General features: G+C 72.0%; 12 protein-coding genes and 1 pseudogene. 5 read left to right on the forward strand and 8 right to left on the reverse strand.

All coding sequences use genetic code 11. From position 1 onward, the window contains the following. Positions 1–6: 6 nt before the first annotated feature. The 6 genes and pseudogenes from ACFY2L_RS37105 to ACFY2L_RS37130 form a co-directional block, all read right to left on the reverse strand. A complete protein-coding gene (locus ACFY2L_RS37105; RefSeq protein ID WP_390824539.1) occupies positions 7–2,796 on the reverse strand; it encodes a nitrate- and nitrite sensing domain-containing protein in 2,790 nt (929 codons plus the stop codon). Positions 2,797–2,864: 68 nt separating this feature from the next. Beyond that, complete coding sequence (locus ACFY2L_RS37110) at positions 2,865–3,887, reverse strand: substrate-binding domain-containing protein (protein WP_390824540.1); 1,023 nt, start codon at positions 3,885–3,887, stop codon at positions 2,865–2,867. Positions 3,888–4,203: 316 nt separating this feature from the next. Continuing rightward, positions 4,204–4,554 (reverse strand): annotated as a pseudogene (locus ACFY2L_RS37115) (SAM-dependent methyltransferase); the annotation flags it as partial. Continuing rightward, the gene (locus ACFY2L_RS37120; protein WP_390824557.1) at positions 4,440–4,895 is read right to left on the reverse strand and encodes an SAM-dependent methyltransferase; all 456 of its coding nucleotides are present in this window, start codon (positions 4,893–4,895) and stop codon (positions 4,440–4,442) included. The pseudogene ACFY2L_RS37115 and the gene ACFY2L_RS37120, both read right to left, overlap by 115 nt. Then, positions 4,784–5,236 carry a DUF6114 domain-containing protein gene (locus tag ACFY2L_RS37125; RefSeq protein ID WP_390662063.1) on the reverse strand — a complete coding sequence of 151 codons (453 nt, stop codon included), beginning with the start codon at positions 5,234–5,236 and terminating at the stop codon, positions 4,784–4,786. Before ACFY2L_RS37125 ends, ACFY2L_RS37120 begins: the two co-directional genes overlap by 112 nt. Next, positions 5,233–5,901, reverse strand: coding sequence for a DUF6230 family protein (locus ACFY2L_RS37130; RefSeq protein ID WP_390662064.1), 669 nt, complete (start codon positions 5,899–5,901; stop codon positions 5,233–5,235). The genes ACFY2L_RS37125 and ACFY2L_RS37130 overlap by 4 nt, the downstream gene beginning before the upstream one ends. A 685-nt stretch (positions 5,902–6,586) precedes the next feature. On the opposite strand from ACFY2L_RS37130, the gene ACFY2L_RS37135 reads away from it, so the two are divergent. After that, positions 6,587–7,222, forward strand: a complete 636-nt coding sequence (locus ACFY2L_RS37135) for a Tat pathway signal sequence domain protein (protein ID WP_390662065.1) — start codon at positions 6,587–6,589, stop codon at positions 7,220–7,222. A gap of 18 nt (positions 7,223–7,240) precedes the next feature. On the opposite strand, the gene ACFY2L_RS37140 is transcribed toward ACFY2L_RS37135, so the two are convergent. Beyond that, on the reverse strand, positions 7,241–8,188 hold the full coding sequence (locus tag ACFY2L_RS37140) for a lytic polysaccharide monooxygenase (protein WP_390824541.1): 948 nt from the start codon (positions 8,186–8,188) through the stop codon (positions 7,241–7,243). Between the two features lie 372 nt (positions 8,189–8,560). On the opposite strand from ACFY2L_RS37140, the gene ACFY2L_RS37145 reads away from it, so the two are divergent. After that, on the forward strand, positions 8,561–10,366 hold the full coding sequence (locus ACFY2L_RS37145; protein WP_390824542.1) for a S8 family serine peptidase: 1,806 nt from the start codon (positions 8,561–8,563) through the stop codon (positions 10,364–10,366). A gap of 86 nt (positions 10,367–10,452) precedes the next feature. On the opposite strand, the gene ACFY2L_RS37150 is transcribed toward ACFY2L_RS37145, so the two are convergent. Then, complete coding sequence (locus tag ACFY2L_RS37150; RefSeq protein WP_390662068.1) at positions 10,453–11,103, reverse strand: ScbR family autoregulator-binding transcription factor; 651 nt, start codon at positions 11,101–11,103, stop codon at positions 10,453–10,455. Positions 11,104–11,284: 181 nt separating this feature from the next. On the opposite strand from ACFY2L_RS37150, the gene ACFY2L_RS37155 reads away from it, so the two are divergent. From ACFY2L_RS37155 to ACFY2L_RS37165, 3 genes are all read left to right on the forward strand, one after another. Further along, positions 11,285–12,187: a ScbA/BarX family gamma-butyrolactone biosynthesis protein gene (locus tag ACFY2L_RS37155; protein WP_390662069.1), complete on the forward strand. Its 903-nt coding sequence runs from the start codon at positions 11,285–11,287 to the stop codon at positions 12,185–12,187. 70 nt (positions 12,188–12,257) lie between these two features. Beyond that, positions 12,258–12,905, forward strand: coding sequence for a ScbR family autoregulator-binding transcription factor (locus tag ACFY2L_RS37160; RefSeq protein WP_390662070.1), 648 nt, complete (start codon positions 12,258–12,260; stop codon positions 12,903–12,905). Between the two features lie 52 nt (positions 12,906–12,957). Continuing rightward, positions 12,958–14,145: a damage-control phosphatase ARMT1 family protein gene (locus ACFY2L_RS37165; RefSeq protein ID WP_390824543.1), complete on the forward strand. Its 1,188-nt coding sequence runs from the start codon at positions 12,958–12,960 to the stop codon at positions 14,143–14,145. The last annotated feature ends 13 nt before the right edge of the window (positions 14,146–14,158 follow it).

Below are 14,158 nucleotides of genomic sequence, written 5' to 3' on the forward strand. Positions count from 1 at the left end.
TGTCCTTCATGAGCGGTCGGCGGGCGGGGTCGGGGTCTGGGGGGCGCCTGCGGCCGTGATCGCCGGGCCGGGGGCCTGCGCGGCGTCCGCCGTCTCCGCCGCGCCGGACGGCGCCGCGTCCGTGCGGGCGTCGGCGTCGTCGCGTGCCCGCAGCGTGCCGCGCTGGAAACCGGCGAGGGAAGAGGCCGCGCGCTCCGCGGTGAAGTCGTCGGGGAAACCGTCCTCCTCGAGGGGCACCGCCTCCTCGCGCAACTCGGCGGCGAGACTGGTCTGCGGGATCCGGCGGGGCAACGGGGTGAGTCCACCGGGCCGGGCACCGCCACCGGCAGCGGAGCCGTGAGCCGCGTCCGCCTCGCCGTCCGGCGGAGCCGGCGAGGTGCGCACCGCGTCCTCCGCGGTGCCCGCCGGAGCGGACGCCTCGCGTATCGCGGCGGATCTCTCGCGCCGGGGGAGAGGCAGGGCACGTTCGCCGCGGGGCCTGCTGTGTTCCGGATCCGGCCCGGCCCCGGCCGGTACCGCACCGGCCTGCTCGCGCACACCGTCGGCCGGCTGCGGCTCCGTACCGGAGGGCTGGACCGCCGTACTGGAGGGCTGGACCGCCGTACCGGACGGGGCCGTTGCGGGTGCGGGCGCGGTGTCCGACGGCCCCGGCGCCGAGCCGGAGAGCCGGGCCGCCGTGCCGGGCGGGTCCTGCGCGGGCGCGGCGTGCGACGTCTGTGGTGGGGAGCCGGAGGCGTCCCGTGTCGGCTCCGGAGCGGTCCGGCTGCCCGGCGGGAGGTGGTTCTCGGGCGCCGGGGAGCCCGTTGCGATCGAGGGCGTCGCGGCGCGGAGGGCGCCGGCCTCCGAGGGGTCCGCGTCGGGGGCCTCGCGGACCACGATGTCGTGCGGAAGCAGCACGATCGCCGTGGTTCCGCCGTACGGCGAGGACCGCAGGGTCACCGCGATGCCGTGCCGGTTGGCCAGCCGGGCGATCACGAACATGCCCAGCCGCAGGTCGTCGGCGAGCGCCACCACGTCGAACTGCGGCGGCACCGCCAACTGCGCGTTGAAGGAGGCGTAGTCCTCCTCGGACAGGCCGAGGCCGCGGTCCTCCACCTCGATCGCCAGGCCCTTGGCCACCAGCGCCGCCCGCACCCCGACCGGACTCGGAGCCGGCGAGTACGAGGTCGCGTTGTCGATCAGCTCGGCCAGCAGATGGATCACGTCGGCCACGGCGGGCGGGGCGACGTACACCTCCTCCTCGGTGTGCACCTCCACCCGCTGGTACTCGGCGACCTCCCCGACCGCGCTGCGCAGGATGTCGATCAGCGCCACCGGCTCCGACCAGCTGCGACCGGGCCGACCGCCGCTGATGATGACGAGGTTCTCCTCGTAGCGGCGCAGCTGGCTCGCCGTGGAGTCCAGTTCGTACAGCCCCTTGAGGACCTCGGGGTCCTGGTGCGCGCGCTCCAGCGCGTCGAGCTTGCTGAGCTGCAGGTTGACCAGGTTCTGGCTCTGCCGGGCGATGCCCAGGATGACCTTCTGGAAACCGCGCCGGGTGTCGGCGAGTTCGACGGCGGTGTGCACGGCGGTGCGCTGCGCCGTGTTGAACGCCTTGGCCACCTGGCCGAGTTCGTCGCCGCCGTAGTCCAGTGGCGGAGTCGCGGAGTCCACATCGACAGTCTCTCCCCGGTCCAGCCGCGCAACCACATCCGGGAGCCGTTCCTGCGCGAGGCTCAGCGTGGCCATCCGCAGCCCGCGCAGCCGCAGGGACAGCGAACGGGTGATCCGCCAGGACATGCCGACGCACAGCAGCAGGGCGACGAGCCCGCCGGCGCTCAGCGCACCCGCCTTGACCAGCAGTCCGCGCGCGTTGTCCGCGCTGCGCTGCAGCAGTGCCGTGGTCTGCTGCCGGATGAGGGCGGAGTACTGGTCGGAGACCTCGATGAGCGCGGCCCGCCACTCCTTCTGCACCTCCGGCAGAACGATCGAACCGTCCCCGCTCATGTCCGTCCGGGCCGCCAGCACCTTGTCCTCGACGGACTCCAGGATCTGCCACTGGTAGCTCGTGAGGATCTTCTCGGTCTGCGCCTTCGCGCTGCCCGTCAGCGCGGGGACGATCTGGTCCCGCACCAGCCAGCGGCGGGTGTGCACCCGTTGCGCGAACTCCGCCCAGGTCTTCTCGTCCATCCGCCCCCGCGGCCCGGCGAGGGTGAGCTGCAGATCCTCCTCGGAGACCAGTTCCGCGGCGTGTTCCAGGGCGATGAGCGGACCGGCCTGCGAGGTGAGGTCGCCGTCGTCGACCTGGGACAGCTCCTGGAAGGCGTGGATCTGGTCGTCGATGATCGAGGTGTACTGGTCCAGCGCCTGGGCGGCGGTGATGTCGGTGGGATCGTCCACCTGCCCCCGGTAGTACTCCAGGCTGCTCACCGAGGCGACGACCGAGTACAACCGGTCCCTGACCCGGGCGGGCGCCTGCTGGATGGCGTCCGCCCGGTCGACCAGCTGGGCGACCGCCGCGTCCGTCTTCACTCGCTGCGCGTCCAGTGCGGCGCGGGAACCCTCGGGCCGGGACGCCAGCCACACGGCCGACAGACTGCGCTCCTGCTGCAGCGCGAGCGTCGCCTCGGTGCCCATGGCACCGGTCGACCGGCTCAGTTCGGTCTGCGTGCGCAGCCGCAGTCCCTCCGAGAACATCTGGATCGTCGTCACGCCCCACATGGCGGCGAGGGTGACGCCGGGCACCAGGGCCAGGAGGATCAGGGAGAGACGAATGGAGCCGAGGCGGCGGCGCCGGGCACCTGTCCGTGGAGACATGGTCGTCCTAGGGCGATCGGTGGGGGAGGGGCGGCGGGAAGGGGCGGGCACCACCGGGAACCGCCGGGTCAGCGCGTTCCGTCGGAGGCGAACCGCGCGACGTCGGCGACATTGGTCTTGGTGACGAAGGCCGGGCCCGTCAGCACGGGGGCCACGCCGCCTCCGCTGATGTTGCCGTTGGTCTTGTAGAGCCAGAGCGCGTCCACCGCCAGATAGCCCTGGAGATACGGCTGCTGGTCCACCGCGAACTGCACACTGCCGTCACGGACGGCCCCGACCAGGTCCTTGTTGAGGTCGAAGGTGGCGACCTTCGCCTTGCTGCCCGCCTTCCCCGCCGCCTTCACCGCGGCCAGCGCGAACTGCGCCCCGTTGGTGATGACCTCGTCGATGTCGGGTTCCCGCTGGAGGCGGGCCGTCACGGTGGCGGACATCGCGTCCATGTTGGTGCCGTCGACGTAGAGCATCTCCGTCTCGCCGGAGAACGTCTTCTTCACGCCCGCGCAGCGCGCCTCCAGCGCGATGTTGCCCCGCTCGTGGATGACGCAGAGGGTGTGCTTCGCGCCGAGACCGTCGAGCTTGGCGCCGACGGCGCGGCCCGCGACGCTCTCGTCCTGGCCGAAGTACTCCATGAGGCCCGCCGACTGCCAGGCGTCGATACCGGAGTTGAGGCCGACCACCGGGATGCCGGCCGCCTTGGCGGCGGCCACCGGGCTCTTCATCGCCTGCGGCTTGGCCAGGGTCACCGCGATGCCGTCGGCCCCGTCGCGGATCGCGTCCCGTACGAGCTCGGCCTGTCCCGTGGCGTCGGCGTCGCTCGCGTAGGTCAGGTCGACGTCGTCCTTGGCGGCCGCCGCCTCCGCGCCCTTGCGCACCAGCTCCCAGAAGGCGTCCCCCTCGGCGCCGTGGGTGACCAGCGTGACCTTGAGCCGGCCACCGGAGCCGCCCGCCCCGTCCCCGTCCGAGCCGGACGAGGCGTCGCCGGAGCAGCCGGCGAGAAGGAGGCAGCAGGCGGCCGCCAGGACGGTGAGCCGGGCGGACGCGCGGGATCTGTCGGATCTCCGGGACGGGGGAGCGGGGAGGGGACTGTTCATGGGGGGCTGCACCTCGCTGTGCGGCAGAGCATGAGGACGGGGCGAGCACCGCCGGGGCGATGGGGATGCGCCCCGGCGAGAGGCTGTCGCTGGCTCGGAGCCAACCGTGTGTGACCGGCGGTAGTCAAGTGAACAGCCACTTGGGGTGAGGTGCTGCTGCCGCATTGTGATGTGGGACGGGACCGGAGGGCGGAAAAGGGAGCATAGCCGCAGGTCGATTGACTGATCGTCAATACTGCGGAGCGCTCCGGGCGCCGGCGGAGCTCAGCGCTCGCGGCTGCCTGCGGAGCACAGGGCTCGCGGCTGCCACCGGAGTTCAGGTCTTGCGGGCCACCGCCCCGTACATCGCGATGTCCTCGTCGCGGAGCACCTCGGTGCCGGTGCCGTCGGGACGCCAGTGCTGCACCTGGACGACGCCCGGGTCGACGAGATCGAGTCCGGTGCAGAACTCCGCCGCCTCCGCGCGGGTGCGCAGCCGTATCGGCATGCCCCGGGCCGCGTACTGCCGGGCCACCCGCCCCACCTCGTCGAGCAGGAAGTGCACGATCGCGATCACCGTGAGGGCCACCGGCCGCTCCAGGTCCAGCGTCGAACGGAACGCGGGCGCGGCCAGGATCCCCGCCGGGTCGCGACCATCGCGTCGCCGGCCTCCCGGTCCGCCGGGAAGTGGTTCTCGCCGCCGATGAGGTAGTCGTAGATCCGCGCGGAGTGTGCCGTAGGGCGAGTTGCGCAGGCGTGCGCGGGTTCCTCACCGGACGTGCGGTGCCGTCGTGTGCTGCCGCCGTGGGGCGTCGGCTCCGTCCGGCGCCTCGGTGACGCGCGCAGACCGGCGGGGCCGGGAGCGTCCCGCTGTGCGCAGGTCGTCCCGGCCCCGCCGGTGAGGTGAGGCGTGTGCGTCAGGCGGGCTCGCCCGCCCCCGGCAGGGAAGCCTGGCGAAGCGCCTCCGCCGCCCGGGCCGCCTTGCGCCGCTTGCGCCGGCCGACCCGCGGTTCCTGGTCGGGCAGCCAGCCGAAGGCCATGCAACTGCCCGTGACCCCCAGCAGCAGGCCGACCATGAAGCCGCCCAGGTTGGAGGTGACCCAGGTGGCCAGCGAGACCAGCACCGCGATGACGGAGTAGAACAGCCGCTGGGAGGGGTTGAAGAGGATCAGCAGCCCGCAGACCACCATCAGGGTGGGCAGCAGGTAGCCGGCCAGCCCCTGCATACCGATGTGCAGGATGACCGGAAGCGGCGCCTTCATGGTCACCAGGATCTCGGCACCGCCGAGTGTGAGCAGCAGACCGCCCACGAAGGGCCGGCGCCCCCGCCAGGTGCGGAAGGCGCTGCGCCACTGGCCCGGGCCGCTCATCGCGGGCAGCCCTCGCTCCCGAACCGCATGTGCAGGTCGGGCAGCTTGAAGACGCCGGCGGTGGCCGCGTAGTTGTGCTGGTAGAGGTTGTTGATGAGCACCGTGTCGGCCTGCTGGCCGTAGACGCCCTCGGGGCCCTTCACGCCGCCCTTGTTGAACGTGCTGGCGTCACCGCCGATCTCGATGCCGTGGAACTCGGCGTCGCCCTTGATCACGTCGGAGTCGATGGCCAGGTTCTCCACCTTCACCGGCGTGCCCTCGCCACCGGCGGTGAGGACGAGCTGGATGCCGCCGAGGTCGACGCTCTGGCACATGTTGGTGATCTTGCCGTTCTGCACGACCGAGGTGACGACCAGGACCTGGCCGCCGGTGTCGCCCTGGTTGGGACTGTTCTCGATCATGGTGTCCAGAGCGCCGAACTGCTCGAAACCGGTTCCGTCGAGCTTGTCGGCGGTGACCACGAACGGCATGCCGGAGATGGCGAACTGCACGCCGAGGGCGCCCTCGGCGGTGAGGACCGCGAGGCCGGCGGCGACCACGGCGGCCGGCACCGCCATCACCGCGGCCCGGCGCGGCCGGACCCGGCCGCGTCTGCCTGAGGAACCGCTTTCCGGGCTCCCGGGTGTGTTGTCGGCGGACGACGTGACGTCCGAGGACGAGGCCATGTCTGCTCCCATGCGCTTGAAGTGGTGCGGGTTGGGCTTCAGTGGCGCGTTGTCCTGGCGCGGACAGCGGCTGCCGCGTACGCCTCCTCGCAACTCCCGGAAGCCGCAAGGGCTTTCACGCTACGCGGCAGTAGCCATCGAGGAAGTTACCGATGGTTACACCGAGGGGTCAAGGGAGATGTGGAAAAAGAGTGTCCATCACGTGCCGACTGTGGATCAAGTCCGTCACACGTCCTGTGCATATATCTGTCGGGTCATCAACTTGCTTACAAACTATTGACGTTGACGGAACATCAGGTCTACAACTCTCCCTGGCTCAGCCCCGATTCGCGGCTCGGCCCGGGTCCGTGGCGCCGGATCCGTCGCGCGGCGACCGCCGCACTCCCGGACTCTGGTTCCGCACGGGCGTATCCGCCCCAGTCCGATCCCTCTCACGGCACCGGTACGGCCGCTTCCCCCCGCGGGTCGCGACCGGTCGCCCCTTCCGCCCGGCCCGGCCGGAGTCACCCCCCAGTGCCTCCGGCCGGTCACCGGCCGGCTGCCGTTGCCGGTCCGTCACGTACGGAGAAGGCGTCACGGCCCGGCAACGGCAGACGCCGCCTCGCGCCACCGTGCTGCGAACGGCACCCCTTCGCAACACCCGACTCCCCCGATTTCCCCCAGCTCAGAGAAGAGGCACCCGCCCATGCGTACTCGCTCCCTCCTCGCCGTCGCCGGTACCGCCGTCGCCCTCACCCTCCCGGCCGTCACCCCGGCCTCCGCGGCCGGCGCGGTCCTGACCACCGCGAACGGCGATGTCGCGGTCGGCGACGTCCTCAACGCGTCCCTGGCCGCCGGCACCGCCGCCACGCTGTACAACAGCGCGACCGGCACCAGCGGCATCTCGTGTGCCGCGTCCACGTTCAGCGCCACGGTCACCGACAACCCGGCCGCCCCCGGCACCGCCACCGAGTCGCTCACCGGGCAGACCTTCAGCAACTGCACCTCGAACGTCCTCGGTGTCACCGGCGTCACCAGCATCACCGTCAACAACCTGCCGTACACCACCACGGTCTCCTCGGACGGCACCGTCACGGTGACCCCGCCGAGCGGTTCCACGGTCCAGACCACCGTCGTCCTGCGCACCCTGCTGGGCAGCGTCACCTGCGTCTACCAGGCGTCCGGTCTGACCGGCACGGCGAGCAACACCGACAACAGCATCAACTTCGCCAACCAGGCGTTCGCCAAGTCGTCCGGCTCGACGCTGTGCCCCTCCGCCGGCTACTTCACCGCCAAGTACGCCCCGGTGACCGACGGAACCGACGCGGTCACCGTCAACTAGGCACGCGCAGGCAGGCGTTCATCGCCTGCGCAGACGCAGCGCCAGGGCGGCGCCACCGGTGAGCACCAGCACCGCGGTGGCGCCGCCCGCCAGCAGCGGCGCGGACGGTCCCGAACCGGCCCCGGTGCCGGACGCCACCGGGGTGCTCGCGGGCGTGGCCGCGGAGGCCTGCGCGGGCGAGACGCCGGTGGTGCCCGGGGCGGACGGACCCGCCGCCGTCGCGGACCCGCTCGCGGTGGGTGCCGGCGTGACCGACGCGGCCGCCGCCGCCTTCTCCTTCTCCTTCGGCTCCTCCGTGCCTCCGGCTCCCGCCGGCTGGGAGAACACCACGTCCGAGCACGAGTAGTACGTGTCCGGCGTGCTGCTGTTCTGCCAGATCGTGTAGAGCACCTGATGCCCCGTCCGGTCGGCGGGCAGCTTCACGCCGAAGCGGTACGCGCCGTTCGTCAGCGCCGGGTCCTTCACCTCGGCGAACGGGCGGTCCGGCAGGTCGGCCCAGGTGAGCGGCTTGGCGGGGTCGTACCCCTGTTTCGTCAGATAGAGCCGGAACGTCCCCGTGTGCGGGATCGTCGAGGCGTACGTCATCCGCAGCGTCCCGCCCGGGGTCAGCCGCGTCGACGGCCAGTCGGCGCGGGCGAGGTCGAGCCCCTTGTACGCGGGCAGCCCACCGCTGCACAGCTTGCCGTCCGGGACGGTCTGCCGGTCCCGGCCGTTCACGTTCGCCACCCGCAGGTTGTCCCAGGCGGTGAAGGGCGCCCCGTTGGCGGCGACGGCCGCCTTGCAGGCCGCGGTGCCGGACTGGGCGCCCTCGGGGGAGCAGCCGTAGACCCGGCTGACCGGTTCCGTGGGGGCGCCGTGCGCCAGGGCCGGACTCGCGGCCCACAGGTTCAGCAGCAGCGGGCCCATGGCGGCGGCCGTCAGGGCGGCGGTGCGGCGGGCGGTCACTCGGGCGGTCATCCGGGGCATCGGGGACGTCTCCTCGGCCGGCGCGGGAAGGGTCTGTTCAGTCCAGTACGGGAACCGTGCCCGGCGCGTTCAGTGCGTGCCCGTACCGGACGTCGCGCGGCAAATCGGTGCAAGGGCTGCCCAGTTGTGCCCACCGACGTCCATTTCACGTTCGTCAAGGGTGGGTTTCCGGCCGGATCGAGGGTTTCCCCTGTATCCGGATGACCATCCCTTTGCCTATCGTTCCACCACAGCTGACCCACGGGTAACCCCTGTTCGAGTCCGCCTCCCCAAGCCTGGCCGGCCCCCGCGATCCACCCCCCGCCGCTTCGACGCCGAAGCGAATCGACCGCCGCTCCGCGCTGCCCGGAGCGGGCCACGAAAGGCACGCCCTTGCGCACCTCACCCGCTCTCCGGCGGAAGCTGATATCCGCCGCCGCCGTCTCCGCTGCCCTCCTCACCGCCGCCTCCACCGCCTCCGCGGTCGCCGCGCAGGAGCCCGCCTCCCCCGCCGCCGTGCCCGCCGCGCAGACCGAGGCCGCGCCCGGCACCCCGGCCGAGCGTCTCATCGTCGGCTACAAGTCCGGTGCCACCGAGGCCACGTCGAACGCGGCCGCCGAGGCCGACGCCGCCGCCAAGGGCGAGGCGGCCGGCGAGGACGTCGACTTCCGGCGCCGCCTCGGCACCGGTGCGGCCCTGGTCGACCTGGGCCAGGACCTCACCAGGGCGGACGTGGCCGACGTCGTCGCCCGGTACCAGGCCGACCCGCAGGTCGCCTACGTGGTCCCGGACCGCCTCAACAAGCCGAAGGCCGACCCCAACGACACCGAGTACGCCAAGCAGTGGGACCTGTTCGAGGCCACCGCCGGCATGAACGTGCCCGGTGCCTGGTCCACCTCGACCGGCACCGGCGTCACGGTGGCCGTCATCGACACCGGTTACGTCGCCCACACCGACCTCGCCGCGAACATCGTCGGCGGCTACGACTTCATCGCCGACACCGCCGTCTCGGTGGACGGCGACGGACGCGACAGCAACCCGGCCGACCCGGGCGACTACTACGCCGCCAACGAGTGCGGCTCGGGCATCCCCGCCTCCAACTCCTCCTGGCACGGCACCCACGTGGCCGGCACCATCGCCGCCGTCACGAACAACGGCAAGGGCGTCGCGGGCATCGCCTACGGTGCGAAGATCTCCCCGGTCCGTGTCCTCGGCAAGTGCGGCGGCTACGACTCCGACATCATCGACGCGATCACCTGGGCGTCCGGCGGCACCGTCTCCGGCGTGCCCGCCAACTCCAACGTCGCCAAGGTCATCAACATGAGCCTGGGCGGCGACGGCGCCTGCACCTCGGCCACCCAGAGCGCGATCAACGCCGCCGTGAACCGCGGTACGACGGTCGTCGTGGCCGCCGGCAACGAGAACGACAACGTCGCGAACCACTCGCCGGGCAACTGCAACAACGTCATCTCGGTCGCCGCGACCAACCGCTCCGGCGCCAAGGCGTCCTACTCCAACTACGGTTCCCTGGTGGACATCTCGGCGCCCGGCGGCCAGACCAGCACCGGCACCGCCAACGGCATCCTGTCCACGCTGAACTCCGGCACCAAGACGCCGTCCTCCGAGTCGTACGCCTACTACCAGGGCACCAGCATGGCCACCCCGCACATCGCGGGCCTGGTCGCGCTGGTGAAGGCGGCGAACTCCTCGCTCACCCCGGCCCAGATCGAGACCGCGATCAAGAACAACGCCCACGCGCTGCCCGGCGCCTGCTCCGGCGGCTGCGGCGCGGGTCTGGCGGACGCCGCGAAGACCGTGGCGGCCGTGAGCGGCTCCGGCGGCTCGACCGGCGGCACCACCTTCTCCAGCACCACCGCGGTCGCCATCCCGGACAACGGCTCGGCGATCACCTCCTCCCTCGCCGTCAGCGGACTCAGCGGCAACGCGCCCTCGGCCCTGAAGGTCACCGTCGACATCACCCACACCTACCGCGGCGACCTGGTCGTCGACCTGGTCGCGCCGGACGGTTCGACGTACCGCCTGAAGTCCTCCAGCTCCTCGGACTCCGCCGACAACGTCAACACCACCTACACGGTGGACGCCTCCGGCGAGACCGCGAACGGCACCTGGAAGCTCAAGGTCCAGGACGTGGCCGCGCAGGACACCGGCACGCTGAACGGGTGGAAGCTGACCTTCTGACACCGTCGCGGGGACATCCCCGCACGACATGAACGGGCGGGCCGGCCGGTGTGGATGGACACCGGCCGGCCCGCCGCACGCCGTCCTCAGGAGGCCGCCCGCTCCTCCAGCCGGGCCAGCACCCGCGCGCCCCGGTCGGCCCGGGTGTCCAGCCGGGGCAGCAGACCGGGCACGGCGATGCTCGGCAGCATGTGCGCCCACATCACCGACAACCGGTCGGCGAGGTCCGCGCGGTCCGACAGCGCCCGGGACATCAGCTGAATGCCGGTGAAGGAGCCCACGAGCAGCTCCACGGTCTCCCGGGGCCGCACCGTCGGCAGCAACTCACCCCGCTCACGGGCCAGTTCGAGCAGGCTGTTCAGTCGCTGCGCCCACTGCCGGAACGGCTCGCCGTGATCGATCCCCGACGGCGTCTCCTGGTCCACCGCGAGCCGCACACTGCCCCGCAACAGGGCGTTGTCGAGCAGCCGTTGGCCCACCACGAAGGTCATGTCGACGATCTCCTGGAGCTTGCAGGGCTGGGGCGGCACCGAGCCGAAGGGCACCTGCTCGTCGAGCACCGCCTGGGCGAGCGACTCCTTCGACGGGAAGTGGAAGTACAGGGCGCCCTTGGTGACCTCGGCGCGTTCCAGGACCATGGCGATGGTGGTGGACGTGTAGCCGTGTTCGTCGAAGACCGCGCCGGCCGCCTCCAGGATCGCCCTGCGCGTCCTGATGGCGCGCTCCTGTTTCGCCATAAGAGCCCCTTAACGGCAGCGAGTTGGCCGGATGCCCCGCGATCGCCCGCGAGTTCGGCCCGATCATAGGATGCCGTCGACTGATCTCATTGAAAACAAACCGGTCGCCTCGTACTCTAACGCTTACCGGAGCGGACGGTTCGCCGTCTGCCGTGGCCTTCGGGGGACCGTAGGGAGAGACATGACTCGACCGCGGCAGCTTGCCGACGCTCCGTCCCTGACCGCAACCGTGCCACGCCAACTGGTGCACCGCGCGGCCCTGTCGGAGACCCTTCTCACCGGCTGGCGGCGCACCGGCGACGACCGGTTCTCGGTCTCCTCCCAGTGGCCCCGGGCACATGGATTACACGTGTCTCCGGACTGGTCCGCATACGACCCGCTGCTCGTCGTCGAGACGATCCGGCAGGCGGGCACCCTGATCACGCACACCGAGTACGACGTGCCCCTGGACCACCAGTTCGTGATGCAGGAGTTCCAGGTGACCACCCTCGCGGGGCGGTTGCACGTCGGCCCGCTCCCGGCCGAGCCCGAGGTGGAGCTCGTCTTCACCGACGTCCAGCACCGCGGCCGGCGCCTCGCGGGTGCCCGCTACACCGCCCATGTGCTGCGCGACGGTGACCGGGTGGCCACGGCGGACGTCGCCTTCACCTGTGTCGCCGCGCCCGTCTACCGGCGGCTGCGCGGCGGCCGCACCCCCGGCTCGGTGACGGCGATACCCCTGCCGGCCGGGCTGCCGCCGGACGCCGTGGACCGCGCGCTGCCCGCCGACGTGGTGCTCTCCCCGACGGCCGGCTCCGACCGCTGGCAGCTGCGAGTAGATACCGCACACCCCGTTTTCTTCGATCATCCCCTGGACCACGTCCCCGGCATGCTGCTCCTGGAGGCGGCCCGCCAGGCCGCCCGGCTGCTCGGAGCCGACGGGCGGTCACCCGTGGCGTACCACGCGCTCTTCCACCGGTACGCCGAGCTGGACGAACCCATCTGGATCGAGGCGAAGGGCGGTCATGACACCGATGTCCAAGTCGTCGGCACACAAGGGGAGTCGACGGTCTTCGAGTGCCTGGTGAGTACCGCCGCACGGTGAGCTATTGTGTACTGGGGGTAAGAAACAAACGGCATGACCCGTTCTTTACCGGCCCAGGAGAGTCCAGTCGATGGCGAGGCAGTTACGCGCCGAGCAGACCCGCGCGACGATCATCACGGCCGCTGCCGATCTGTTCGACCGGCACGGCTACGAGTCGACCAGCCTCAGTGAGATCGTCGAGCACGCCCATGTCACCAAGGGCGCCCTCTACTTCCACTTCGCGGCCAAGGAGGACCTCGCCCACGCCATCATGGAGCTGCAGTCCCAGGCGTCACGCCGGGTCGCCGGCGAGATCGACGACCGGGGCTATCCGGCACTCGAAGCGCTGATGCGCCTCACGTTCGGCCTCGCGCGGCTTTCGGTCGAGGGCCCGATCGCCCGCGCGGGGCTCCGGCTCGCCACCGGGGGAGTGCCGGTCAAGCCGCCGCTGCGCCACCCGTTCACCGAGTGGCTGGAGCTGATGACCCGTCGGCTCATGGGCGCGATGAAGGAGTCGGACATCCACGCGGACGTCGACGTCGACGCCGTCGCCCACTCCCTGGTCTGCTTCTTCGTGGGCACCCGCGTGGTGGGCCGCTCCCGCGAGCCCGCCACCCGGCTGCCGCGCCGTATGGCCGAGATGTGGTACGTCCTGATCCGGGGCCTGGTGCCGGTGCCACGCCGCCCGCGCTATCTCAGCCTGGCGGCCCGGCTGGAGCGGGAGATCATGGTGGGATGAGCCGGGCGGGGAAACGGCCAGGTGGAACGGCCCGGGCGATACGGTGAGCCGTATGCCCGACACCCCTGCCCCGCCCCCCGTGATCCTCGGCGGCGAACCCGGCTCCTTCCCGCACGGCGTCCTGGCCGAACGGCACCCGGCGATCATCCGGCAGGTACGGGACGCCTTCCCCTACGACCCCGGCGTGCGCGGCGCTCTGGACGCGCTGCTGGCGAGCTGCCTGAACGGCGTGATCGAACCGCTTCCCGCCGACGCGCACGACGGGGACCGCTGGCGGGACTGGGGACTCGGCGCCAGCACGGGCCGGTCCTGGTTCGACGTGCCCTGGCTGTGGTCGGAGAGCTACTTCTACCGCCGCCTCCTGCACGCCGTCGGCTACTTCGGCCCGGGCCCCTGGCAGGGCATCGACCCGTTCCGCCCCTTCAAGCTCGCCGAGCTCGACGCCCCCGGGACGGGCGAGGAGCTGGCCGCGCTCGACGCCCTCCGGGGCCGCCCGGCCGACGAGTCGGCCCAGGCCCTGCTGCTGGGTTCGCTGTGGGGCAACCGCGCCGACCTCGGCTTCCGCCTGTCCGACGCCGGGTCCGGGAGCCGGGCCGCGGTCCCGGGACTGGTCGCCGACGACAGCGACGCCCTGTGGTCGCTGCTCCCGGCCGCCGGCGACGCCGCCGGCACCGTCTGCCTGATCGCCGACAACGCGGGCCGTGAACTGATCCCCGACCTCCTCCTGGCCGCCCACCTCCTCGCCCACGGCCGGGCCGGCCGGGTCGTCCTGCACGTCAAGCCGTACCCGTACTACGTCTCCGACGCCACCCCGGCCGACGTCGTGGACGCGCTGCGGAAGCTGACGGCAGCCCCGGGGGAGGCCGCCGTGTACGGCCGCGCGTTGTGGGCGGCGACGGCGGACGGCACCCTCACCGTCCGCGCCCACCCCTTCGCCGCGGCCCCGCTGCCGTACGAAAACATGCCGGACGACCTGCGCGCGGAGTTCGCCGCAGCCACCCTGACCGTCGTCAAGGGCGACCTCAACTACCGCCGGCTGGTCGGCGACCGGCTCTGGCCCCCGACCACCCCCTTCGCCGACGTCACCGCGTACTTCCCCGGCCCGGTCGCGGCGCTGCGCACCCTCAAGTCCGACGTGATCACGGGCCTGACCGCGAAGACCGAGTCCGACCTCGTCGCGGCGGAGGAGCAGCGCTGGCGGACCGGCGGCACCCATGCGCTGATCCAGGTGCGCCGGTGAACCGCCGGCGGCC

Source organism: Streptomyces sp. NPDC001381, from assembly GCF_042895685.1.
Taxonomy (GTDB): domain Bacteria; phylum Actinomycetota; class Actinomycetes; order Streptomycetales; family Streptomycetaceae; genus Streptomyces.

Coding starts and splice junctions, on each gene's coding strand:
- ACFY2L_RS37105 (WP_390824539.1), bottom strand. CDS start 2,796: ATGTCTCCACGGACAGGTGCCCGGCGCCGCCGCCTCGGCTCCATTCGT.
- ACFY2L_RS37110 (WP_390824540.1), bottom strand. CDS start 3,887: ATGAACAGTCCCCTCCCCGCTCCCCCGTCCCGGAGATCCGACAGATCC.
- ACFY2L_RS37125 (WP_390662063.1), bottom strand. CDS start 5,236: ATGAGCGGCCCGGGCCAGTGGCGCAGCGCCTTCCGCACCTGGCGGGGG.
- ACFY2L_RS37130 (WP_390662064.1), bottom strand. CDS start 5,901: ATGGCCTCGTCCTCGGACGTCACGTCGTCCGCCGACAACACACCCGGG.
- ACFY2L_RS37135 (WP_390662065.1), top strand. CDS start 6,587: ATGCGTACTCGCTCCCTCCTCGCCGTCGCCGGTACCGCCGTCGCCCTC.
- ACFY2L_RS37140 (WP_390824541.1), bottom strand. CDS start 8,188: ATGCCCCGGATGACCGCCCGAGTGACCGCCCGCCGCACCGCCGCCCTG.
- ACFY2L_RS37150 (WP_390662068.1), bottom strand. CDS start 11,103: ATGGCGAAACAGGAGCGCGCCATCAGGACGCGCAGGGCGATCCTGGAG.
- ACFY2L_RS37155 (WP_390662069.1), top strand. CDS start 11,285: ATGACTCGACCGCGGCAGCTTGCCGACGCTCCGTCCCTGACCGCAACC.
- ACFY2L_RS37160 (WP_390662070.1), top strand. CDS start 12,258: ATGGCGAGGCAGTTACGCGCCGAGCAGACCCGCGCGACGATCATCACG.
- ACFY2L_RS37165 (WP_390824543.1), top strand. CDS start 12,958: ATGCCCGACACCCCTGCCCCGCCCCCCGTGATCCTCGGCGGCGAACCC.